29 protein-coding genes and 1 pseudogene are annotated in these 24,290 nt (G+C 38.1%); 26 read left to right on the top strand and 4 right to left on the bottom strand.

The window, feature by feature from the left end; translation table 11 throughout:
• Positions 1-33: 33 nt before the first annotated feature.
• The 22 genes and pseudogenes from AC1TO9_RS07095 to AC1TO9_RS06990 all read left to right on the top strand — a co-directional run.
• Positions 34-630, top strand: a complete 597-nt coding sequence (locus AC1TO9_RS07095) for a YdcF family protein (RefSeq protein WP_482058728.1) — start codon at positions 34-36, stop codon at positions 628-630.
• 157 nt (positions 631-787) lie between these two features.
• Entirely contained in the window at positions 788-1,432 is a 645-nt protein-coding gene (locus AC1TO9_RS07090) for a hypothetical protein (RefSeq protein WP_482058727.1), read from the top strand.
• 249 nt (positions 1,433-1,681) lie between these two features.
• Entirely contained in the window at positions 1,682-2,224 is a 543-nt protein-coding gene (locus AC1TO9_RS07085; protein ID WP_482058726.1) for a P-loop nucleotide/nucleoside kinase family protein, read from the top strand.
• Positions 2,225-2,350: 126 nt separating this feature from the next.
• A complete protein-coding gene (locus AC1TO9_RS07080) occupies positions 2,351-2,653 on the top strand; it encodes an NUDIX domain-containing protein (protein ID WP_482058725.1) in 303 nt (100 codons plus the stop codon).
• 228 nt (positions 2,654-2,881) lie between these two features.
• Positions 2,882-3,391 (top strand): GNAT family N-acetyltransferase, encoded by a 510-nt coding sequence (locus tag AC1TO9_RS07075; RefSeq protein WP_482058724.1) that lies wholly within the window; start codon positions 2,882-2,884, stop codon positions 3,389-3,391.
• A gap of 42 nt (positions 3,392-3,433) precedes the next feature.
• Positions 3,434-3,949: a ClbS/DfsB family four-helix bundle protein gene (locus tag AC1TO9_RS07070; protein ID WP_482058723.1), complete on the top strand. Its 516-nt coding sequence runs from the start codon at positions 3,434-3,436 to the stop codon at positions 3,947-3,949.
• A gap of 406 nt (positions 3,950-4,355) precedes the next feature.
• Complete coding sequence (locus AC1TO9_RS07065) at positions 4,356-5,207, top strand: P-loop NTPase family protein (protein WP_482058835.1); 852 nt, start codon at positions 4,356-4,358, stop codon at positions 5,205-5,207.
• Between the two features lie 200 nt (positions 5,208-5,407).
• A complete protein-coding gene (locus AC1TO9_RS07060) occupies positions 5,408-5,848 on the top strand; it encodes a VOC family protein (RefSeq protein WP_482058722.1) in 441 nt (146 codons plus the stop codon).
• Positions 5,849-6,167: 319 nt separating this feature from the next.
• Positions 6,168-7,310 carry a phosphotransferase gene (locus tag AC1TO9_RS07055; protein WP_482058721.1) on the top strand — a complete coding sequence of 381 codons (1,143 nt, stop codon included), beginning with the start codon at positions 6,168-6,170 and terminating at the stop codon, positions 7,308-7,310.
• A 40-nt stretch (positions 7,311-7,350) separates the two neighbouring features.
• Positions 7,351-7,878: a GNAT family N-acetyltransferase gene (locus AC1TO9_RS07050; protein WP_482058720.1), complete on the top strand. Its 528-nt coding sequence runs from the start codon at positions 7,351-7,353 to the stop codon at positions 7,876-7,878.
• A gap of 40 nt (positions 7,879-7,918) precedes the next feature.
• Positions 7,919-8,050, top strand: a complete 132-nt coding sequence (locus tag AC1TO9_RS07045; RefSeq protein WP_482058719.1) for a hypothetical protein — start codon at positions 7,919-7,921, stop codon at positions 8,048-8,050.
• Between the two features lie 45 nt (positions 8,051-8,095).
• Positions 8,096-8,599, top strand: a complete 504-nt coding sequence (locus tag AC1TO9_RS07040; protein WP_482058718.1) for an HIT family protein — start codon at positions 8,096-8,098, stop codon at positions 8,597-8,599.
• A gap of 156 nt (positions 8,600-8,755) precedes the next feature.
• Entirely contained in the window at positions 8,756-9,433 is a 678-nt protein-coding gene (locus tag AC1TO9_RS07035) for an HAD family hydrolase (protein WP_482058717.1), read from the top strand.
• Between the two features lie 59 nt (positions 9,434-9,492).
• Entirely contained in the window at positions 9,493-10,014 is a 522-nt protein-coding gene (locus AC1TO9_RS07030) for an NUDIX hydrolase (protein ID WP_482058716.1), read from the top strand.
• A 50-nt stretch (positions 10,015-10,064) separates the two neighbouring features.
• The gene (locus AC1TO9_RS07025; protein ID WP_482058715.1) at positions 10,065-10,475 is read left to right on the top strand and encodes a GNAT family N-acetyltransferase; all 411 of its coding nucleotides are present in this window, start codon (positions 10,065-10,067) and stop codon (positions 10,473-10,475) included.
• A 362-nt stretch (positions 10,476-10,837) separates the two neighbouring features.
• Positions 10,838-11,809 (top strand): ROK family protein, encoded by a 972-nt coding sequence (locus AC1TO9_RS07020; RefSeq protein ID WP_482058714.1) that lies wholly within the window; start codon positions 10,838-10,840, stop codon positions 11,807-11,809.
• A gap of 33 nt (positions 11,810-11,842) precedes the next feature.
• Entirely contained in the window at positions 11,843-12,400 is a 558-nt protein-coding gene (locus AC1TO9_RS07015) for a YdcF family protein (RefSeq protein WP_482058713.1), read from the top strand.
• A 439-nt stretch (positions 12,401-12,839) separates the two neighbouring features.
• Positions 12,840-13,583, top strand: a complete 744-nt coding sequence (locus AC1TO9_RS07010; RefSeq protein ID WP_482058712.1) for a GNAT family N-acetyltransferase — start codon at positions 12,840-12,842, stop codon at positions 13,581-13,583.
• A 266-nt stretch (positions 13,584-13,849) separates the two neighbouring features.
• Entirely contained in the window at positions 13,850-14,308 is a 459-nt protein-coding gene (locus AC1TO9_RS07005; protein WP_482058711.1) for a VOC family protein, read from the top strand.
• 48 nt (positions 14,309-14,356) lie between these two features.
• Positions 14,357-15,055, top strand: coding sequence for an SDR family oxidoreductase (locus tag AC1TO9_RS07000; RefSeq protein WP_482054124.1), 699 nt, complete (start codon positions 14,357-14,359; stop codon positions 15,053-15,055).
• A gap of 36 nt (positions 15,056-15,091) precedes the next feature.
• On the top strand, positions 15,092-15,784 hold the full coding sequence (locus tag AC1TO9_RS06995; RefSeq protein WP_482058710.1) for a ThuA domain-containing protein: 693 nt from the start codon (positions 15,092-15,094) through the stop codon (positions 15,782-15,784).
• 39 nt (positions 15,785-15,823) lie between these two features.
• A pseudogene (locus AC1TO9_RS06990) lies at positions 15,824-16,081 on the top strand (GNAT family N-acetyltransferase); the annotation flags it as partial.
• A gap of 13 nt (positions 16,082-16,094) precedes the next feature.
• On the opposite strand, the gene AC1TO9_RS06985 reads toward AC1TO9_RS06990, so the two are convergent.
• The 3 genes from AC1TO9_RS06985 to AC1TO9_RS06975 all read right to left on the bottom strand — a co-directional run bounded on the left by AC1TO9_RS06985 (position 16,095) and on the right by AC1TO9_RS06975 (position 18,327).
• Positions 16,095-16,754: an MBL fold metallo-hydrolase gene (locus tag AC1TO9_RS06985; protein ID WP_482058709.1), complete on the bottom strand. Its 660-nt coding sequence runs from the start codon at positions 16,752-16,754 to the stop codon at positions 16,095-16,097.
• Position 16,755: 1 nt separating this feature from the next.
• Positions 16,756-17,388 (bottom strand): TetR/AcrR family transcriptional regulator, encoded by a 633-nt coding sequence (locus AC1TO9_RS06980; RefSeq protein WP_482054121.1) that lies wholly within the window; start codon positions 17,386-17,388, stop codon positions 16,756-16,758.
• A 183-nt stretch (positions 17,389-17,571) separates the two neighbouring features.
• A complete protein-coding gene (locus AC1TO9_RS06975; RefSeq protein ID WP_482058708.1) occupies positions 17,572-18,327 on the bottom strand; it encodes a DeoR/GlpR family DNA-binding transcription regulator in 756 nt (251 codons plus the stop codon).
• A 260-nt stretch (positions 18,328-18,587) separates the two neighbouring features.
• Between AC1TO9_RS06975 and rhaD the strand changes: the two genes are divergently transcribed.
• Positions 18,588-19,397 carry a rhamnulose-1-phosphate aldolase gene (rhaD, locus tag AC1TO9_RS06970; protein WP_482054494.1) on the top strand — a complete coding sequence of 270 codons (810 nt, stop codon included), beginning with the start codon at positions 18,588-18,590 and terminating at the stop codon, positions 19,395-19,397.
• A gap of 70 nt (positions 19,398-19,467) precedes the next feature.
• On the opposite strand, the gene AC1TO9_RS06965 is transcribed toward rhaD, so the two are convergent.
• Positions 19,468-20,463, bottom strand: coding sequence for a LacI family DNA-binding transcriptional regulator (locus AC1TO9_RS06965; RefSeq protein WP_482054119.1), 996 nt, complete (start codon positions 20,461-20,463; stop codon positions 19,468-19,470).
• A 179-nt stretch (positions 20,464-20,642) separates the two neighbouring features.
• Between AC1TO9_RS06965 and AC1TO9_RS06960 the strand changes: the two genes are divergently transcribed.
• From AC1TO9_RS06960 to AC1TO9_RS06950, 3 genes are read left to right on the top strand one after another with little or no spacing between them, the layout of a single operon-like run.
• Positions 20,643-21,410 (top strand): SDR family oxidoreductase, encoded by a 768-nt coding sequence (locus tag AC1TO9_RS06960; protein ID WP_482054493.1) that lies wholly within the window; start codon positions 20,643-20,645, stop codon positions 21,408-21,410.
• A complete protein-coding gene (locus tag AC1TO9_RS06955) occupies positions 21,407-22,687 on the top strand; it encodes a nickel pincer cofactor-dependent isomerase, group 22 (RefSeq protein WP_482058707.1) in 1,281 nt (426 codons plus the stop codon). Before AC1TO9_RS06960 ends, AC1TO9_RS06955 begins: the two co-directional genes overlap by 4 nt.
• Entirely contained in the window at positions 22,684-24,258 is a 1,575-nt protein-coding gene (locus AC1TO9_RS06950; RefSeq protein WP_482054117.1) for a gluconokinase, read from the top strand. The genes AC1TO9_RS06955 and AC1TO9_RS06950 overlap by 4 nt, the downstream gene beginning before the upstream one ends.
• Positions 24,259-24,290: the final 32 nt, after the last annotated feature.

The raw sequence follows: 24,290 nt of genomic DNA, 5'->3' as shown, positions 1-24,290 counted from the left end.
AGTCATTAATTAATAGATAAGGAGGAATAATGAATGCTTATTTCTAAGATAAACCCTGATGAATTAACACCAGAACAAATGATAACTCTGTTGTATCCTAGTGAGCGAGTAGAATCAGAATTGAAGGGCGATTGCATCATGGTATTCGGCAACGGGAATTTAGATAGGTCCAAAAAGGCTATACAATTATATAAAGAGGGAAGAGCTCCTGTTATTTTATTTTCAGGAGGAGATAAGTGGGGGCAACGAGATGAAATTGAAGCAATTTCTATGAAACGATATGCAATTGAACAGGGTGTTCCAGAAGAAGCAGTAGTAATAGAAACAATATCAAATCATACTAAAGAAAATGTCTTGGCATCCATATTAGTATTGGATCGAGCTCTTGGGTTACATAAAATTAAGAGAATAATTGCAGTTAGTGATTCTGGACATTTGAGGAGATGTTTACTTACTCTTAAAACATATATGCCTAATTGGATAGATTTTAAAATGGTTGGAACGGATGTAGAACTACCAGCTAATTGGTGGAATATACGTCCAATCAGAGAGAGGGCAGATAAAGAAGTGAGAAGTTTAATACAGTATATTAATGAAGGACAACTCGAAGATGAAGAAATAACTTTGTGAATGAGTGTTTAGGAATGAAGAAGGAAAGAACACTTGGATTACAGAATTATATTATATAAAAAGAAAGGAGGATTTATATATTATGTATTTTCACTGCTATAGAATGATAAGGATCCGTGAACTTCCTCAAAATCAATTAATTTGAGGAGGAGTAAATATGAAAATAAATGATGAATATTTAAAAGAACAATTAAAGCACGTGTATTGGTTAAATGGTGGACCTTGCGCAGGGAAGACGACGATGACAAAGAAATTTATTAAGGAGTTAGGATTTCAAACTTTAGCGGATGATGTCCTGAAATATAGACCATTCTCTAACCCTGTTGATTATCCTGCCCTTCAAATGCCTAATCCTAATTTAGACTGGGATAAGTGGTTTAATAAACCCGTTGATGAGCATTGTCATTGGCTCTTTCAAATAGTCGAAGAAATGCTGGAATTCTTTGTGATCGATTTGTTAAAGTTACCAAGTAACAGACCGATTATTATTGATTTAGGGATAATGCCCGAAAGCATTTTATCTTTTATTCCAAAAGAAAGAATGATATGTCTTTTCACGTCTGATGCAGAAATTGAGAGATTATATTTCTTTAGAGAAGACCACAAGATGATTTTGGATTGTATTAACGCTTGTACATCAAACCCAAAGGAAACGATCATGCACAGTAATAAGTCGATGATTATGTTTTCAAATATAATCAAAACTGCCTGCGTTAAGAGTGGTATCAAAACAATTAAAAGAACAGCTGGCATGAGTGTTGATGAACAATTTAAATTAGTTAGTGAACATTTTGGATTGTAGATAAAAAAACTAGTTAAACAGGCTGCCAACATTAGGCAGTCTGTTTAACTAAGGATAACACAAGTTATTTCAGGTGATACCTTCGCCAGGCAAAGTCTGACGACCTGGTGCTATGCTCTTTAAGTTGCTTGACCGTCAGAAATGTGTGAATGTTATAGAAAATTAGTGCAAAACAAAAATATAAAAATGGCTATCAATTTACCTTGAACATTAAAACATAGAAAACTCAAAAATGAGAGGAGAAAATTGATGTATGAGAACTCGGATATAAAAGATATGATTCTTCAGAAAGATCCAACTGTTCCATCGGTAGTAATGATGTGTGGGGTAGCAGGTTCTGGTAAAACTACTTTTGCTCAGCAGTTAGAGAAAGATGGTTTTGTGCGTCTCTCCATTGATGAAGAAATATGGGTTACAAAGGGGCGATATGGCATTGATTATCCAACTGAAATATATGAGCAACTCAAAATAGAAGCTGAAATTAAGTTGCGAAATGAATTAATGATTCTATTGGGAGAAAATCGTAATGTAGTGATTGATTTTAGTTTTTGGCAACACAAAAAAAGAATGGAATATAAGAATCTTATAGAGGAGGCGGGTGGAGAGTGGAAACTTATTTATTTGAAAGTTCATCCAAACGAATTACGTGAACGGCTTCGCCTACGAAGTAAGAGATTTGACGCAAATGCTGCATTTACTATTACAGAGGAAATATTAACATCTTTTCTCAATGGATTTGAAGTGCCTTCAGGTGAAGGGGAGATTGTAATAGAAGCTATAAATAAAAAGTGAATACCGGATTGATTAAGTCTGACGACCGTTCCTATTGGTCACTTAAGCCGCTTTTGGTAAGGGGTTGGAAATACAACAACGTTAGGTGAAATCGAGGATAGGTATTAATAAAACCAGTTAAGGCAAATGAAGACCAAAAGGGGCGTGAAGATATTGAATTACATAAGACAATTAAGAGAGTTAGTAGGTACCTATCCAATAATTATGGCTGGAGCATGTGTCATTCTTATAGATGGAGAAGGTCGATTATTATTACAACAAAGAACGGATAATGGTTTATGGGGATTACCGGGAGGTTCAATGGAGCCTGGGGAAGAAATGAAAGAAGTTGCAAGACGAGAACTTTTTGATCTGAACAAGATACCAGATCAAATAAGTCCCCCAGATCTACCTGTGATAACAAGATTTTTAAATGAAGTAAGATCATGAAAATATTTTGGGGTAAATCGAAGATGTCCCCGACATCACATCGCATTCCTATTGCGTGGGCCCGCTTAGGAGGATTTTCAAGTAGCTTGTTCAGGCGATATATTCGAGCAACTGAGTCTGACGACCAGGATCTACGTTCCTTAAGCTGTTTGGACGTCGGTAATGCGCGAATGTTATGAGAAATCCCCGCTGAACAAGAAGATTATGATAAAGAAAGTGAGATGAATTATGACTATATCAATTCGACAAGCAACTGAAAATGATCCAAGGATTATTTCGGATGCTTTTAAAGAACAAGGCTGGGACAAATCTATTTCTCTTTATGAGAGATATATAATTGAACAGAATAACGGGGAAAGAGTGACATTGATTGCCGAAGTAAATGGACAATTTGTTGGGTATGTAAATGTACTTTGGAAATCGTATTATCCTGCATTTAGGGAGAAAAGTATACCAGAAGTTAATGACTTTAATGTTTTATTAAAATATAGAAGATTAGGTATTGGCTCTAAATTGATGGATCGCGCCGAAGAAATAATAAGAGAAAAATCATCCGTTGCCGGAATCGGAGTAGGAGTATTTTCTGATTATGGTAATGCTCAAGTGCTGTATGCAAATCGTGGTTATGTCCCAGATGGTAAAGGGATACATAATGGACAACATTATGTTGAATATGGGGAAACTGTTGTAATAGATCATGATATTGTTCTCTACTTAACAAAGAAATTACAGAATTAGAATTTGAGATATATTATTCGAATTTTAAAAAGGGGGATTTTTATGCCAAGTTATGATTATGAATCTAAACAGGCATTGAAAAGCGCTATCCATATCGGTTATCTGTCTCTGGATATTGAATTTGATGGAATTAGTGAGCATCAAAAAGACATACGTATTCAAGAGGTAGATCGCACGCCTGCAGAAATCATTGCCTATCAACTTGGCTGGATGAATCTTGTTATGGGATGGGACAGGGATGAAAAAATAGGTAAACCAGTCATTATGCCTGCTCCAAACTATAAATGGAATCAACTTGGCGGACTGTATCAATCATTTTATGATACATATGCGTCCTACTCTTTAAACCAATTGAGATCTTTATTCAAAGAAGCAGAACAACAATGGCAGGAATGGATTGATTCTTTGGATGAAGAAGAACTTTTTACGCAAGGTGTTAGACAATGGACAGGTACTAATCCGAGGTGGGCGATGGTCAAATGGATTCACATTAATTCAGTTGCGCCTTTCAAGACATTTCGTTCTAGGATTCGTAAATGGAAGAAACATCAGTTCTAGGGATCCTTTTTGGATACCTTACTATACTCTGGTATGAAGGGTTAACAACACCATACCTGTTGCGTCGCTAACGCTCTCGGTCACCAAGAGGAATATGAAAGGTGGGGATTCATGATGAAAGGCAAATTGAAAAAAAATGATTACTCTTTTTATTACTTGTACCTATAGTGCTTTTTATTGAGCAGGAATATATTGTGACTTTCTTAGGATTTCATTTGTTGTTTATATGGTTTTTTTTAATAGACTGTTTTATAAATAGAGAAACAACAATAGACAATAAATAAGGAACAATGATTATAATTTCATGGAAGTACTGTACATTAGGAAAGCCAAAAGTTAGTGAAATCGGACAAAATGGAAACCTTGATGGTTTAATTTGAATACAAAAGATGGAGGAGTTAAATCTATCAATACACAATTGATTATGATTGAGGGATTACCTGGATCAGGGAAAACGACTGTCGCACAATTAGTATCTGAAATATGTGATGAAAGAAGTATTGAGACACATGTTTTTTTAGAAGGAAATTTAGATCATCCTGCTGATTACGATGGAGTTTCCTTTTATAGACAAGAAGAATTTAATAGGTTATTGGCAGACCATGAAGGATTTAAAGAAATATTAGAGAGTAGAGCAGTAAAACAAGGGAGTGATTTCTTAATCCCCTATCGAAAAATAAAAAATGAATATGGATCTGATTTTCCAGATGAGTTACTACATGAAATATCCACAAAAGATATTTACGAGTTGCCATTCGAACAAAACGTAAGGCTGATTACAGAAAAGTGGAATGGCTTTAAGGAAGATAATCTTCAGAGTAATTCATTACACATATTTGAATGTTGTTTTATACAAAACCCAGTGACAATAGGTACGGTGAAATATAACAAACCAAAAGAAGATGTTATTAACTACGTATTACAGTTAGAGGATGCAGTAAAGTCATTGAATCCTTTATTGATTTATGTTGACCAACAAGATATCAAGTCTACTTTTGAAAAAGCAATAAATGAAAGACCTAAGGAATGGTCCGACGGATTTATTGAATATTATACAAATCAAGGATTTGGCAAGATGCAGGGATATCGTGGATTTGATGGGACTGTTCAAGTTCTTCAAGAAATGAAGAATATTGAACGTGAAATTTTTGATTCATTAAAAATTGATAAGCAATGGATCAATAATTCACAATTTGATATTGAAAAGTGTAAAGAAGAGCTAAGAGGCATTCTGAATAATACGTTTAACAAAATGTGAAGTGAAAGCGAATTCAGGCGAAACATCCAACCAGCTAAGTCTGATGACCCGTTCCCTTCGGCCACTTAAGTCGCTTGAACGTCAGGAATGCGCAACGTGAGAAGAAATCGATGAGGAATATATTGGGTGAAAAATATATGATTTCAATGAAGATAAAATAAAATCAAAACAAATAAACCAAAACCAACGGAGGATTAACTATGAGTAAACATTTTTCCTTTACACAAATTGGTTATGTCTACGTTCCAACTTCAAACATTGAGGAATCAATAGAATGGTATACAGGAAATTTGCAATTTAAATTAATGAATAAGTTCCAGGATCGGGGTTCATTTATGGCGGTGTTACACCATCCTTATAAACATTCAATTGCTTTATTACTTATAGAGACTGAAGACAAAAATAGATTGGAAATAACGCGTAATGGAAAGTCATTTCCAATCATGGCTATAAATTGTCCGAATATCGAATATACTCATGGTTACTTGAAGAATAATGGAATTGTAGTTGATGATTTGCAGACACTTGGAGACGGGGAGGCAAAGTATTTTTATTTTAGAGATAATCAAGGGAATCTCTTAGAAGCAGCATGGTCTATATGGGATCTAAAGGATGAAATCAAAGAAGAATTTATAAAATAGACAAATGAATAATAGATATTTTGAAAGTAAACTAAGGGGAGAGAGATCTCCTGATACAATGCATTTCTGTATCGTCGCAAGCGTCTATCTGTCGCCTAGGAGGATTTCAAGGATGCTGATCCAGGCGACACATCCAATCGCATAAGTCTGATCCGCCCAACCTACAATCCTTAAACTGCTTGAACCTCAGGAATGCGCAGCATTAAAAATAATTAGCTAACAGGCAGGAGAGTAAAACTTTGAATGAATATAATTCTCGGATTGTTGAAAATAATAAATTTCGATAATACTAGTCAATAAATTAGGGAGGTTCATAGGTTTGAATCTGTTAGTACATAATAATACAAGTTTACCTATAGGGAACAAAATTGATCAAATCTATGCTTGTATCCAAAACATATTTGGTGAAGTTACATTAGAACTTATAACGATCACATGCGACGATTTAGATTATAAAACACCAAATTTTACAACAGCGGGAATTTTTCATCTGCATGGCTCCGTAAGAATTAATAATGAGCAGCAGCCATGGTCTATTATATTAAAAGTTATTAAAGCGGATAGTGCAGAGAAAGAAGAACCTCATCATCACAATTACTGGCGTCGGGAAGCACTTGTGTTTGAATCAAAGCTTATGGAAGATCTGCCCAAGGCAATTAAAGCTGCCAGGAGTTATCTTGTTGAAGAAGAGCAGGATGGTACCATATGGTTATGGATGGAACGTATAGAAGGTAACTATGCACATTCACAGGAACAGTTTGACTTTATCGCTCGTCAGATAGGCCGTTTTAATGGAAGCTATATTACGGGAAAAGAAATACCCAATGAGGAATGGATATGCAGAGGCTGGCTTAAGTCATGGACAACATCAAGTCGAATGTATGCTCCTAATCCGGAAGTTTACTTAAATCGATTACAAAGGAAAAATGAACTGAGCATTTGGACGTGGTTTCTAAGCTTTTCTAAAGATATTGAAGAAAACTTAACTTCTCTTGAGTGCTTGCCACGTGTGCTAGCACATCAAGACTTGAGTCAAATGAATATGCTAATAAACAAAAATGATTCAGAGAGCGATCAATTAGTGCTGATAGACTGGCAATTCATGAGTATATCAGGCATCGGTGAGGACCTTGGGAAGATGTTTGGTGTAAACATGAGCCTGGGCATTATTCCGACAATTGAATACGAAGCTTTTCAACAATCTTTATTCAAAGCCTACATCAAAGGATTGAGGGATATGGGATGGCAGGGGGACGAGCGACTAGCTAGGTATGGTTACTGTTTAAGTACTGCTTTACGAAGCGTCTGGGAAGTGCCCCAGTTTTTATCATTGGCGGCTCAGTTAAAAGATGATCCTCTAAACTCAAAGCTTCAGGAACGTGTTGTTCAGCTTGAGCAAATTATCAATATTCATCAGGAGATGGCACTAGAGGCCGATAAGTTAAAAGTACATATGAAATAAACGTCCCTCGAGAACACTACCTATTTTATGGAGGCTACCCATGATTACATATCAAATAATGTCTTTAGATCTAGTAAATAAACTTAAAGAAATCGACCGAACCGAGCACATCGATCTAATTTATGAGATGCAAAATGGACAAATAGTAGAAATCACCACGAACCATGAATGCGCTAATTGGAATGAAGATTTGATAGAGGAAATACAAGAACGATATTTGTTTGAATTACGTAATGGCGGATTGTCCATCGGAGCATTCTATGGAGACACATTAATTGGATTCGGAGTTCTTGCTCATCAATTTAGAGGCAATAATCAAGATCAATTGCAGATAGATTTAATGTACGTATCTAAAAACTATAGAAGAAAAGGTGTTGGAACCCGGATATTAAATGAATTGAAAGGAGAGGCCAAAAAAAGGGGGGCCAAGTATCTGTATATTTCTTCGACGGAAACAAGGTCAGCTGTATCCTTTTATAAGAGTAATGGGAGTCAGATAACAGAAGAAATAGATGTGGAACTTTTTAATAAAGAACCAAAAGATATACACATGATTAACGAACTGTAATCGGGAAGTGATCCAAAGAAGCAAGGTACGTTACATAACAATGCACTCTTACTGCGGGCATTCGATCATGATCGCTAAGAAGAATCTTAGAGAAGTGGATTCAGGCGACACATTCAACCAGCTAAGTCTGACGACCCGTTCCCTTCGGTTATTTAAGCTACTCGAACCTTAGATGAAATGACTAAGTAAGTCCGTTATTATAACCTGGAGGTGAAGTATGCCAAAACATATTACATTGGCTGACGGTAGATCAGTAGAAGTAGAATGCTTAAGCTGCGCCTTAACAAGTGGATTAATCACACCAACGGGTGGAACAATGTATGAAAGTTCCAATTTTCATGTGCATCAAGATGTTGCTTACCCGATTACAGGTTTAGTGATACTAGCCTCGAAAAGACATTTTTACAGCATGGATGAGCTAACGGTTGAAGAACAAATGGAATATATCTCTTTAATACATAAGATAAGGCATGAACAAAGGCGATTATTGGGAATCGATAAGGTATATTACTTTTATAATGAAGACACGACACATCATTTTCATTTGTGGATGGTACCAAGATATGAATGGATGTATCAATTTGGTAATTCAGTAGAATCATTAAGACCCGTTTTGTTACATGCAAGGAATAATATGAATGATGAAGAAAATATGAAAAGTGTAATTGAAGGAATTGAAATATTAAAAGATGGTTTAAGGGATTTTGTAAGTGTTTTTTGAATATGAATCGAGGTGCTGAAAACAGCATTATCTCATTTGTTCCTCAATCGCTAAGTGGTAGAGACACCCGAATCTAGAATCCCTAAGCCGTTTGGACGTCGGTAATACGCGAACGTTAGACGAAAATCACTTGAACTACTAAAGGATGGAGATTATATGATTCAATCAATTATTTTTGATCTTGATGGAAATCTCTTGGATCGTAATCATTCGTTATACCTTTTTATTGTCGATCAATATGAAAGGATTATAAAACACGCTAAGGATATTAATAAAGAAGACTATATTAACCGTTTCATTGAACTTGATCATCGTGGGTATGTCTGGAAGGATAAAGTCTATCAGGACCTCATCAAGGAATTTCAATTACCTTTAGATTGGAATGACTTACTATCTGACTACACAATCGGATTCTCATCTTTTGCAGTGTCGTTCCCTAATACAATTGAAACACTAAATAATCTCAAAAATAAGGGATACAAGCTCGGAATGATTACAAATGGATATGGTGATTTTCAATCTAGTAATATTCAAGCATTAGGAATACAAGACTACTTTGAAGTCATATTGATATCTGAATTAGAGGGAATTCGAAAACCGGATCCATCTATATTCCTTAGAGCAGCTGAAAGGATGAACGTACAACCTACAGAATGTATCTACGTGGGAGATCATCCGACAAATGATGTAATTGCGAGTAGAGATGCTGGTATGAGGGGGATTTGGAAAGAAGACACTTATTATACAGAACGATTTGAATCAGATGGAATTGTAAGAGATTTATTAGAACTTGAAGGATTGATAGAACAATGGAATCGTGAAGGTAACTCTTAGATATAGTGATCATCATCTAGCCAGGAATGCACAACGTAATGTGAAATCATATGCAGAGTTTGGAAACAGCTTTAACAGAGAGGGATGATGTCATGTTTTATGTTAATACAAGGGCAATAATTGAAAGACAAATGGATGGAGAATTAGAAATTGTCATTCAGAATAGAACAAAAACGAATGAACCTATAACAATTGAACTACCTGGTGGACGAATTGAACAGTTTGAATCACTAACCCAAGCCCTAAGAAGAGAGGTTAAAGAAGAAACTGGATTGGATCTCATTACAATAGAAGGAGAAGAATTAAGGATTGTTACTGAGGGAGTTTACTTTGAAGTTGAATGTATAAAACCATTTGCAGCATTTCAAACTATAAAAGGACCTGTAGATTCAGTTGGATATTATTTCAGATGCAAAGCAAACGGAGAATTACTGAAATCAGGCGACGAAACAACAGGGATCAGGTGGATCAATGTAAGAGATTTGAGGATTCTAATAGATGATAATCCTAGACAATTTTCTGATGTAGATAGGGCTGGTATTGAATACTATTTGAACCATATCGAAGGCAATCGTAAGTAATTCAGGAATTGTATCCAGTTCTATCATGAAGCAAAATGGAGGATGTTTTTATGGAAGTTAGATTCGAAGAATATTTGATTAGCACAGACAAAACACTCTTAAATCATGAAACTATCCATATGTTTTTAGCTGCGTCTTATTGGGCGAATAAAAGATCAGTTGAAATAATGAATAGATCGATTGAAACTTCACTATGTTATGGTGTCTATCATGGAAGTAGACAGATTGGATTTGCACGAGTTATCACTGATTGGGCAACCACATACTGGTTGTGTGATGTCGTAATTGATGATGAGTATAGAGGTAGAGGCATTGGCAAAAATCTAGTAAAAGTCATTATACAGAGCGAAGATTTAAAAGGTTTATCTGGATTCTTAGGAACAGCTGATGCTCACGGATTGTACGAACAATATGGATTTGTAAAAAATACTGAAAGATTTATGGTAAGAAGACCTCGATAGAGAATATTCCTAGTAAGAAATTAAAGAAGCCGCTAGTCGTAAGGGGATTTTTAGATGAGCCTTTTGCAGGAAAGAGAACTAGAAACTGGTTTAAGAGCCAATACCATATGCACGTAATCCCAAGATACGTGGGAGATGGATTTAGTTGGTCTGATCCAAGGGATGAGTTCAAGACAGACAGGACATTAAGAGAGATAAATTCAATATTAGTTAAGGAACTAGAGAGTAACTAAGGAAGTTAGTGACATAACATTCCTTCCATCAGATTCGCTCCTCGGCCGTCAAGAAGGATATCGAGAAGCAGGTTCAGTTCGTACATCCAACCGAATAAGTCTGACAAACTACAGAATAGGATGAAATATATGAATCAGTTTACTATAGGAATTGATCTTGGTGGTACCAACATCAAAGCGGCTATATTTAATAATGATTTTAAGACGCTAACAGAAAAAAGTGTTCCTACTGAAGCAGCCATGGGGCCTGACCATGTAATGGATAGAATTACAGAAACGATCATGGAAATGATTCTTACATCAAATTTATCTCTAACCGATATTAAGTGTATGGGGATGGGTATTCCAGGTCTTTTAGATCCTTATGAAGGGCTTTCGATTTTTTCACCTAATTTCCCTGACTGGAGCAACATTCATGTTGTTAATCGTATGAAGACTTTTTTTGATTTTCCTACTTTTATTGATAATGATGTTCGTGTAAATCTCTACGGTGAATGGCGATATGGTTCTGGAATGGGTTATCAAAATCTAGTATTAATTACGTTAGGAACAGGGTTAGGGTCGGGAATAGTCAATGATGGAAAAGTCATTTATGGTACAACTTCAAGTGCTGGGGAAATTGGACATATGAATATGTACAGAGAGGGGCGTCCTTGTAAATGCGGAAGTTCAGGATGCTTAGGAAGATATGTTTCTGCGGTAGGCATGGTAAATACCTGTATTGAGAGACTCAATGCAGGTCAAAAAAGTATTATTCAAGAATGGGTCGGGCAAGATCAAAGTGAAATATCAGCGAAAATGATTTCCGAAGCATATGATCTAGGAGATCATCTCGCTATTGAAGTTATGCATGAAACGGGGAGGATATTAGGTTATGGTCTTTCTAACGTTATCAATTTATTGAACCCTGAAGTCATTATTGTAGGTGGTGGCATGTCTGCTGCTGGTGATAGATTGCTAAATATCGTTCGAGAGACAACGGCTAAACACGCGTTAAAGATATCCAATCACGCATGTAAGATTCAGCAGGCCCAACTAGGTGAAAGAGCAGGAATGATAGGTGAGGCTACTTACGCAAATGAGAGATTAAAATTAATTTAGAAAAATGAATTTATTTCAAGGAAGAGGAAGAACATGAAATATCCTTTTAGTTGTATTACGGATTTAATATTTGTTGAAACGGAAATTCTACCAGCAGATATTATTGTAGTACCTGGTGGTAGTCATCCTCAACAAATGGAAAGAGCTGCGGAGCTTTACCATAAAGGTTTAGCACCATACATACTGCCTTCAGGAGGTTATAATTCGAAAATTAATGAAACAGAATGGAATTATTTCAGAAAAATCGGAATAAATCTAGGTGTACCTGAAGAAGTCATATTAAGAGAAGATCAAGCAAAGAATACTTTTGATAATGCTAGAAATTGTTGGGAAGTAATGAAGTCAAAAGACTTAAATGTTCAGAGTGTCATGCTGGTATGCAAAGCGCATCACTCAAGACGAGCATTAATGACTTATCAGACCGTTTTTCCAATGAATATTAGGTATATGGTATCGACAGTTATTGATAATAGAGCTATTAGTAGAGAGAATTGGTTTTTAGAAGAAGAGAAAATCAAAGTAGTAATGCTAGAATTAGAGAAGATTGGTAAGTATTTTGGACAACATATACCAAATTGGGTTAATAGATAATTAGAAAGCAACTTGAAATAGTCGACACATTCAAGAGAATTAATTTTGTAAGTAACCATATTATTTCATGCTCGTTTAAGTAATAAGGGGGAGATAATTGGTGGGATTTTCGTTCTCATAGGTCTCAATAATTATTATAGTAGAGTGATGAACGGATTATAAAATTGAAGAAACTGAAGAGGGAACGTTTGGCTTGGTTAACTCTAGAAATGCGTTTATTAAGCACGGGTATTTATTTAAATTTAATGAAAATGAAACACAAGTAGAGTGTATCGTTAATTCAGCAAATTGTAGGGTTAGTAATCTTTTGTGGATTATTTTAGTATGGTTGTAGGTTCATTAAAGGAAAAGTATTTATAAAAAAAGTGATTATAAACCATTGAATGAACATTCAATACCGTGTATATTTATTCAAAGTGAATATATGGTGGTGAATGGTATGGATAGAAAGATTGAGGAATACGCCCTTAACGCTTGGCCGGCATTACAGAGTTTTGTTCATGACGGGTGGCTCTTACGTTTCGCTAACGGATATACGAAAAGATCGAATTCCATTAGCCCCATTTACAATGAGAATGAGCAGGATACTCTAGGTAAAATCCAGTATTGTGAAGATGTTTATGCGAGCGTTGGATTGGATACCATCTTTAAAATAACTCCTTTTGTTACTCCAGGGAATATAGACAATATATTGAACGGCTTAAGTTATGATGTTGTGGACCATTCAAGTGTTCAAATTCTTGATCTGTCAGTGCTTGAAGAACCTCGAACAAACGATGTACATGTTAGTGTTGAAATGACGAATGAATGGCTAAATATTGTGACGGATATGAATCAACTCACTCAATCTAATGCTGAAGTCACCAAGAGTTTACTGTCCAAGTCATATCTAAAGAAAGGCTTTTTTACACTCTATCATGATAACATTCCCGTTGCTTGTGGCGTTGGCGTGATCGAACAAAATCATGTTGGACTCTATGATATTGTCACAGATCCTAACTATAGGAATAGAGGATATGCTAGAGAACTCATTTTGCACATTGGGAAGTGGGCCAAGTTGAATGGGGCAAGCCACAGTTACTTGTTGGTAGTGAAAAGTAATGCGCCAGCTATAAAATTATATGCGGGACTCGGATATGAGGAGATATACTCTTATTGGTATAGACAAAAAAAGATAATGTGAGTCATTCACTGTGAAGAGCTAACTGTTGCCTTCTTGGATAGAAGATGTAGGGCTATCGCATACCGATCCCCTTTCTTCTTCCAACGTATCGGTAGTTGTTCTACGGATTACACATCGCATGGCGTGGGATTCATTGGTGAAGAGTTCGTGGGATGTGACAAGGTGTAGATTATTTGGTAGAATCGAGTCATCCTGTGATCAGCTTTATCAATGGAAATTTGTGCAAGCGCTTTCGTTTTGACTACTACTAAAGGAGACTGATAAGGATGGAAAAGAACATATTGGGAACTCAAGTCGTGACACAAATCGGGATCGTCGTCAAAGATATTGAAAAGGTATCACAAGTTTATGCTGATTTCTTTGGCATTGAGAAACCAAAGTGGTCTATGACTGATCCGCTTGAAATGTCACAGACGGAATACAAAGGTCAACCTGCAGAAGCACGGGCAAAGCTCGCTTTTATCGATTGTGGCCAACTGCAAATTGAATTAATTGAGCCCGATGAGAATCCGAGTACTTGGCGTGAATTCCTTGATGAACAGGGCGAAGAAGTTCATCATATCGCATTCATGATCCATGGAATGAAGGAAAAAGTGATGTTGCTAGAGAAGAATGGCATGCCGTTGATTCAGAAAGGTGAATATACAGGTGGGCGCTATGCTTACATAGATAGCTCTGATCATTTGAAGGTACTCATTGAATTGCTTGAGAATGATAATAACTAACCACCAGTGTAACGAAATCGATAGATTGAAGGAGACTGATTATACGCCATGAGAATATTAATAACAGGTGCTGGAAAAGGATTGGGCTACGCTGCGGTTCGAGAAGGATTGTTACGTGGACATGATGTCATAGCTGGAAGTAGAAACCCGGAACGGGATGATGTACAACTACGCGAATTAGATACTAGCACGGGGACACTTACGATTGTTCCACTGGATGTAACGAATGAGAATTCGATATTTCAGGCAAAAGAAACGATTGAGTCTGAAATGGACTATATTGACGTAATTGTGAATAATGCAGGCATTCTTATCGCCCGTGATGAGACTATTGAATCTTTAGACTTTAGTGATATGGAACAGACGATGGAGACTAATGTCTACGGTCCGATGAAGATGATTAAGCATTTCTTGCCCTTACTTCGTCGAAGTGAAAATGCTTGTATTATCAATGTAAGCTCCGAATCAGGATGCTTCACTAGTGCTTACGGTGGGGATTATCCGTATGCGATATCTAAGAATGCTCTGACTTTCTTCTCGGCTCAGTTAAAGAATGCATTAACACCGGAAGGATTCAGTGTTATCTCAATTCATCCAGGATGGATACGGACGCAAATGGGTGGAGACCAAGCACCGGGGGATCCGGAGGATACTGCCGGAGGGATATTAGATATGATCGAGGGGAAAGTGAAGTTGCCAGATGATGCTTGGATGGTTGATCATAAAGGTCAACCGATGCCTTTCTAACATATACATTCAAGTACAGAAAGGAGATTTGCCGATATGAAAAAGGTACTAGCTATAGTGGGGGACTTTTACCATGACCTTGCCCTGATCCAACAATCGTTGACTGAAATTCTCTCTCCGCTCATCGCGGAGGGGAAGGTTCAGCTTGAATTTTGTGAAACCAGTTGGATAAGTGAACGGCTGAATGACAAGCCGGATATAACTATTCTGTTTGCAGAAAACAGAGTAGATCCACAGAACGAACCTGAACTGCGTTGGATGACACCAGAAGTCTCAAAGCAGATTGTACAGTATGTAGAACAAGGTGGAGCTTGGATTGCGTGGCATGCCGGAATGGCATCTTATGATGAGGATTCCGAATATGTACAAATGTTACGTGGATTCTTTCTTTACCATCCAGCAGAAAATGCTGAAGTTACTTATCATCCAGTCTTGGACAAGTCTATTCCATGGACAGTGAATTCAGAGCTGGTATCAGGGCTTGAGATGAATAGGGGATCATTCTCATTCCTCGATGAACATTATTTTGTGAAATGCGACGAAGCCAATACAAATGTATTCTTGCGTTCCAGCTCGAAAGATGGAGAGGCACCCGCTGGTTGGATTCATACTTACGGGCAAGGAAGAGTTGGATGTATCACCCCAGCTCATCGATCGGAGGGTTTATTTCATCCATCGTTCATTGTTTGTATGCGACAAATGTTTGGTTGGACGGCTAAGATACACTAAATAGGAGAATAAATGGGATGATTGTGACCGTCCACATCATATGGAATGGATCAATTCATAGGCGAAGTTGAATATTGGAATCAAGGTATCGGTTCAGTTTTGATACAAGAGATGGTTCATTATCTAATCACGAATAAAGACGCGGACAAAATTGTTATGGACCCTCAGACTTGGAATGTTAGAGCTCTGAGGGTATACGAAAAGAATGGGTTTGAGAAAAAGAAACTGCTTGAGAAACATGAATGGCATGAAGGTGAATTAAGAGACTGTTGGCTTGTTGAGTATGACGTTGTGTAGAAATCGATACTTCCTAAGACTTTAAATACGTGTCTAACTGATCCGCAGGTCGGAGAACGGTTGATCCATGACAGACTTCAAGTCGGAGTGGTCTCAATTGACGGACAATGGAACTGCTTCGGATGGCTTCAGCCATATCGGCGGTAAACATCGCCATTGGTTTGCGGAGTTCACCTTTTTTAGCTGTGAATAAATCTCCAACCAACAGCACTTGATCCTCCGGATGGAAATAGACGACATGACCGGGGGAGTGACCTGGGGTGTGGTAAGGTGTCAATCCCCCAATGGATTGAAGTATCCCGTGCTCGTTCTCGGGAAGGGCTTGCGTGAGTTGCTTAGCAACGGTGATCGCTGCCTTTTTTCTACGAGGATAGGGAAGCTCTCCTTCTATATAAGGAATCTCAATCGGATGGGCGAATACAGGGACTTGTGTTTCTTCTAGTATTCGTTGGATGGCTCCAGTATGATCGCCATGACCATGGGTTAAGAGAATGGTTGTCAGTGGTCCTGCATCCAATTTTTCTATAAATGTAAGAATACCTTTGGCCATGAAGGGTATCCCTGCATCGACCAAGGTTACTCCTTCCTCGTTAACAACAACCCACACGTGAATCGGAATCACTATCCATATTTTCAAACTCCAAATATGATCTGAAATTTGTGTTATTTTCATTTTAGTTCACTCCTTTTAATTTCTCCTGCATACCAATCAATAACACCTCAATCGCTTCTTCAAAAGTAGGTAACAGTCTTTCCATCAAGCTCTCAAGAGATTCTTCAGAATGGGTATAGGTACTTACGATGCCATGCAAGGTGAAGAAATAGATGCGAGTATACATCAAGAGAAGTTCATCATTCCCCTCAATGGTCAAGCAATATTGAAGTGCTTCCTCCAGAAATGTAAACAAAGAAATCCTCATTGTATTAATTTCATTCGCTGAGTCTTTTTGGTCCACACGCGATGACTTTACAGCTATAAAGGTTGTGTATATATTCCGATGAAGCAAGCAAAAACGAATAAATTCAAGGCTGATGGTTTTAAGCCTTTCTTCAGGGGATAAATTTATTTGTAGCGAGATATTCTTCAGTTGCGTTTTTAATGCTTCGAGTGGGGGCATAGAGAGCTGATGGAGTAATGCTTCTTTGTCCTTAAAATAAATATAAATCGTAGTATGGGAACAACCTGCGACTTTGGCAATTTCTCGCATCGTAACCGAATCGAACCCTTGGGTAGAGAACAGCTGTCCAGCCGCCTTAATGATTTCTTTCTTCGTCTCTTGTGAACGAAGTTCCTGTTTAGTTAACATTTCTGATAAGCACTCCTATTGAGAAATTAACGTTGTATAACCACTGGTTAGTAACCGATGGTAATATAATAACCAATGGTTACTTATCTTGTCAACAAACAATAATAGTTGGAAGGATTACATGTAAGTGTAAATTGGGGGAACTCCTAAAGAGAGGAGGATAATATTCATCCTCCTAACAGTTTAATAAATAACTTCAATATCAAGCTCCGCCAATCGCTCTAACCACGGATTGGAGGGCTTCTGATCTGTAATGATATAATGGATGACATTTAGTTCAGTTAGCTTTACAAAGGCAACTTTATCAAATTTCGTGTGGTCAGCTAGGAGAATAACTTTGTTAGCTTGTTTGAGCATCGTTTTCTTCAATTCACATTCAGGTTCATTGGAATCTGTAATCCCCTTGTCGAGGGAAAGCCCCTTACAACTGATAATAGCTGTATCTACGTTATATTTCTGCACTGTTTCTTGAGAAATAGGTCCTACTAATGAAAGTGAACGATATCGCAAAGAGCCCCCAGTTGAAATAATATTCAAGTTGGTATTGGGAAATTCAGACAGAATATTAATGGAATTCGTGATCATTGTGAGATTGTTTTTATTATTTAATGTCTTCACAAATTCGAATGCCGTTGAACTGGGATCTACCATTAACGTATCGCCATCTTGAATTAAATGTAGAGCTTTTAAGGAAATATCTCTTTTCATGTCCATATTAATCGTATTCCTAGTTGAATAGGGCAGATCCTCGTTCGTGTGTCGATTCAGCATTGCTCCACCGTAAGTACGAGTTACAATTCCTTCTTTCTCTAACTTTTCTAAATCTCGACGAATGGTCTCTTCTGTGACATCAAACATTTTACTTAAGTCGGCGACCAATACGCGCTTATCTTGATGAATAAGGTCAATCGTTCGTTGCCTTCTCTCAGCTGCTAACATTAGTGACACCACTCTTTCTAATTAATTACAATAGAACAATCATCTTAATTTTAGCAACTTTAAGTGATTACCGATACATTGTTTCTTTGGTTGTCATTAAAAATACATAAATAAAATATAAAACAACATTAATTATGATTGTCGTGTTGACAATAAAGATTCGTAAACGTAGGATAAATGTATAAACCTCTATAAAGGAGAGAACTATTGTGACTTTAACATTGAAGGTTGATGAACCAGCGCGGAGCTATGTGTCAACAATGGAAGTACCTTTTATACGTGAAATGGCGGATATTACTTATCATATGTGGAGATTGGGTTGGGACGAACGTAACGGAGGGAATATTAGTTATTTGTTAGATGAGTCCGAAGTTAGCCAATATATCGATACACAGAGAGTGAGCAGGACGATTGATTTGACCTTTCCAGTTGAGCCATTAGCAGATAAATACTTCATAGTAACGGGATCGGGCAAGTATTTTAAAAATATGATCACGGATCCTGAGTCGAATCTAGGCGTTATTCGAGTATCATCGACGGGCGATAGCATTGATATTGTGTGGGGACTAAAAGATGGAGCAGTTCCAACAAGCGAGCTGGCATCCCACTTCATGAGTCATATAGAAAGGTTACAAGTAGATCCAACACATCGAATTGTCATGCATACACACTCTACTAACACACTTGCGATGACTTTTATTCATGATCTGGATGAATTACTGTTTACTCGGACGCTATGGGAGATGTGTACAGAATGTATCGTTATTTTCCCTGATGGTGTTAGTGTGATTCCTTGGATGGTGCCTGGGAGTAATGAGATCGGGCGGGAAACAGCGAAGAAGATGAAGGATCATCGCATTGTCATTTGGCCGCAACATGGCATATTCGGAACAGGATCTACGTTGGATGAAACTTTTGGGTTGATTGAAACGGTAGAAAAGGCTGCGCAAATATATATGTTAGTAGCTCATCATCCCATTAAACAAAAAATAACGGACCAGCAATTGATTGATTTAGCAAAGGCTTTCGGTGTCACCCCCGTTGCAGGAATTCTTCAAGGAAATGAATAGAGGAATAACGGATTTCAACGTAGAAAATACGTATGAAATCCGTTATTTTTATGTCGTTTGCGGACAAGAATTAAATTTTTTCAGGTATTGATGTGGATGAGCGGATAACTAGCTCTGGCTCCAAATAAATGGAGAGTACAGGTTCCTTATGCTCAATCATCGTAAGTAAGGTTTGCACCGTCGTATCAACAATTTCTGCTAAAGCTACGCCTACCGCTGTCATAGGTACTTCAAGTTCTTCCATCTGTTGAATATTATCATAACTAATGATCGATAACTGTTCTGGAACCTGAATTTGTAATTCAGTAGCAGCACGCAAGATCCCCTTAGTCAGATCATAACTCCCACTGATGATGGCGGTTGGCCGATTTGGAGAGACGAGTAATTGTTTGGTAGTCATATAACCTTCATAAGTGTCCAGACTATTCATGGGAAGAAGAGATTCCATAGTTATAGGTAGATGATATTTGGTCAATTGCTCAGTGAAGGTAGCGACCTTCTCAGATTGTAAAGGATCTATTGAATTCGTATTTCCTACATAAGCAATACGTTGATGACCTAGTACGACTAAATGCTCAACAGCAAGCTCAATAGCTTTACTTCGTGTGGCATCAATCGTTGTAAAAGGGGTTAATCCATTTACGCCATAATAAAGAATTGGAATAGATGATTGCTTAGTAAAGTTCTGTAATTCATCACCTTCTCGATCGTAGAATACTAGTATGGCATCACACTGTAATCGTAAGAAGGTCTCAATAGCCAAATCTGTCTGATTAATAGATAACAGTGTTGTATAATTATGTTTGGCCATTTCATTATTGATTCGAGTAATGAGAGCAGATGGAGCGAACCTTTCCACTGAAGGCCATACTACGCCAATTGTCCAGCTTTTATTCGATACAAGTCTACGAGCAGCAGTATTGGGTTGATATCCCAATTCGAGTGAGATATCTAGTATTCTTTGTTTCGTATCATTGTGCACAAGTGGACTGTCGTTAAGTGCTTTGCTAACAGTGGAAAAACTTACCCCTGCTCGTTCGGCTATATCTTTAATCGTAACGGACACTTCATTTATCCCTCCTACAATTAACAACGTTGTTATTATAACATAGACGATCCAAAACGATAAGTTATTTATTTGTTGTAAAGAGGTAGACAGTATATATAAAGTGGGTTATTATGATTAATAACAACGTTGTTATTCGCGTTAGTATAGCAACATAACAATTAGGAGGGACTATTATTATAAATTTATTTGATCTAACAGATACAACATCAGTAGTTATAGGTGGGAACGGCGTACTTGGAGGAGCAATGTCCGAAGCTTTAGCGGCTCAAGGTTCACGAGTAGCTATCGTTGGACGTAATCTTGAGAAGGCAAATGACGTGAAGAAACGAATTGAAGAGGCAGGCGGAGAAGCCCAAGTATTCCAAGCGGATGTAACAGTAGAAGATCAGTTAAAAGAAGTGCTTAATCAAGTGTTAGCATGGACAGGAAGTATCGATACTTTGGTGAACTGCTCTGGGGCGAATAGTCCGACGCCTTTCTTTGAACTTGAGATGGATGAGTGGGATAAGATCATGGATGTCAATCTGAAGAGTGTCGTATTGGCTAGTCAAATATTTGGTAAACAAATGGTTGATCAAGGAAAAGGTGGATCGATCATTAATATATCTTCCGTTTCGTCTGATCCGCCATTATCCAAAGTGTTCACCTATTCTGCATCCAAAGCAGGCGTGAACAGTGTGACGAAATTTCTAGCCCGTGAGCTAGCTCCGCATCAGATTAGAGTGAATGCGATTATTCCAGGGTTCTTCCCTGCTGAACAGAATCGGAAGATTCTATCACCAGAACGGACAGAGTCTATTATGAACCATACACCGATGAATCGCTTTGGTAATCCTGAAGAATTACAGGGAACTATTATTTATTTAGCCTCTCCGAAAGCGTCCTCATTCGTTACGGGAGCGTTAATTCGTGTAGATGGTGGATTTGGAGCGATGACAATATGAGTAGCGACCTGTTAAGTCAAATGCTGAAGGACATCCCTGTGCCTCGCATGGTGAAGATCCGTCAACATTTCGATGCTACAAAGCTAGCTGATCCTATTGCTGAACTAAAGTTGAAGTTGGATGAATCGGGATGTATTGCTACTATTGCTACGGGGAGTAAAGTTGCTGTTGCCGTAGGTAGTCGAGGAATATACAAGATTGATGAAATAACGAAATGTGTGATTGATGAATTGAAACGAGCGGGAACAGAACCGTTTATCGTTCCTTGCATGGGGAGCCACGGCGGTGCGACAGATCAAGGACAGAGTGATGTGCTTGCGCATCTAGGAATAGATGAACAGAGTATGGGCGTTCCGATTCGATCATCTATGGATGTTGTATTGATTGATACACTTCCTAATGGATTACCTGTGTATGTGGACAAAATAGCAGCAACAGAGGCAGATGCCATTATCGTAATTAATCGTGTGAAGCCGCATACAGCATTCCGGGGTACCATTGAAAGTGGACTACTGAAGATGATCGCGATTGGTCTGGGTAAACAAAAAGGTGCAGAAGCAACACATCAATTAGGCTTTAAATACATGGCAGAGAACGTTCCGGCAATGGCTGCTAGAATGATTGCTAAGCTACCGATCGTATTCGGAGTTGCTTTGATTGAGAATGCTTATGATGAAACATGTAGAATTGAGGTCGTTCCAGCAACAGAGATGGAAGAACGCGAACCAGAACTTCTTCTCGAAGCGAAAAGACGTTTGCCACAAATTTTATTCTCTAATTTAGATGTACTAGTGATAGATTATATTGGTAAAAATATTAGTGGAGATGGTATGGATCCTAACGTGACTGGTCGTTATCCAACGCCTTATGCGCATGGTGGACCTGAGATCAACAAGATGGTTGTCCTAGATTTAACGGAAGAGTCACAGGGGAATGCGAATGGTGTAGGTACAGCAGATTTCACGACGCAACGCTTAGTGAGTAAGGCTGATTGGATAGCTACTTATGCCAATGGTCTGACTTCTACGGTATGTGCTCCTACGAAACAGGCAACAACACTTAGCAATGATCGAGATGCGATTAAAGCAGCGGTCAAAACTTGCAATATTCTTGATTTCACCACATGCAGATTAGCAAGAATTCGAGATACGCTACATTTGGGCGAAATCGAGATTTCTGAAAATTTACTTGATGAAGTGAGGAATAACCCTCGCATAGAGATAATTAGTGAACCTTATGAATGGGAGTTTGACCAGGAGGGATATCTAAGTAAATGATGAATGAACCCAATTTTGTAGTTGCTGTAGATATCGGTACGACAAGTGCAAAGACATTGTTGATCGATCGTACAGGGCAAGTCAAGGAAGTACATTCAATTGCATATCCACTTGATGTTCCGCAATCGGATATGGCAGAACAAGACCCTGAGCAAATCTTTCAAGCCGTGATTGATGGGATGAATGTAGTCATTGTGGCATCGGGAGTTCATCCAGATGATATCTTGTGTGTGTCATTCAGCTCAGCTATGCACAGTCTTATCGTCATGGATGAGCAACACCAACCATTGACCGCAAGCATCATATGGGCAGACCAGAGAAGTGTTGAAGCAGCCGAAGAATTGATCAGCAATGGGAAGGGGCAATCCATTTATCAGAATACGGGAACCCCAATCCATCCGATGTCTCCTTTGACGAAGCTGATTTGGTTACGTGAACATCGACCAGAAATATATCAACAGGCTTCTAAATTTATTGGTATCAAAGAATATATATTCTATCGTTTGTTTAAGGAATACAAGATTGATTATTCAATTGCAAGTGCCACAGGGATGTTCAATATTCATCAATTGGATTGGGATGAACAGGCTCTTCAAGTGACAGGAATAAGTAAGCAGCAGTTATCTGAACCCGTTCCCACAACATATGTGATCAAGGGATTAGATCCTGAATACGCATCTAAGATTGGGATGAATCAGGATACGCCATTTGTTATTGGAGCGTCAGATGGTGTACTTGCTAACCTTGGAATCGGTGTGATGGATTCGAAGGAAGCTGCTGTAACGATTGGAACGAGTAGTGCCGTTCGTGCGGTTGTTCGCCAACCAACACTTGATCCTGAAGGTCGATTGTTCTGCTACGCGCTGACTGAGGACTATTGGGTCATTGGAGGAGCTTCGAACAACGGTGGCGTTGCACTTCGGTGGACAGTGGATCAATTGTTCTCAGATGGGCTAGCACCATTAGGTCGGCATCATTTGGAACAATATACTTCATTTCTAGAAATAGCGAAACAGGCGCCTCCAGGGGCAAATGGACTTCTCTTTCTGCCACTATTAACAGGTGAGAGGGCACCTTTCTGGGATGCCAAAGCAAGAGGCGTATACTTTGGACTATCGATGAGTCATCATAAATCTCATATGCTAAGAGCAGCGATGGAGGGCATGATCTTTCAAATCGGTTCGATTGTGTCTTTGATGGAACGGCTTTCCGTGACGCCAACCATCATAAGAGCTTCGGGTGGTGTTGTCCAATCTGAACTTATCTGTCAGATTATGGCGGATGTTCTAGGAATTCCAGTTGAAGTGCCTGAAGTCATAGAAAGCTCAGGGCTTGGTGCTGCTAAGTTAGGTCTTTATGCAATGGGTGTGATCGATGATCTAATAGATCCAATCTCATCTTCTGAAGGCTCTTCTAACGTGCGCTATGTACCTAATGAGCAGAATCATCAACTTTATCAACAGTTACTACCTATATATCTGAAAGTCTATAGCCAATTGAAAGATAGCTATAAGGAAATTGCCAAATTCCAAATGTCGGATTCTACTAGTATTAAGGAAATGACAACTTAAAACTTCGTGGGTTCTTAAATGGAATGAAAGGT

Source organism: Paenibacillus sp. Y916, from assembly GCF_056786435.1.
This window is presented reverse-complemented; position numbering and strand designations above follow the sequence as displayed.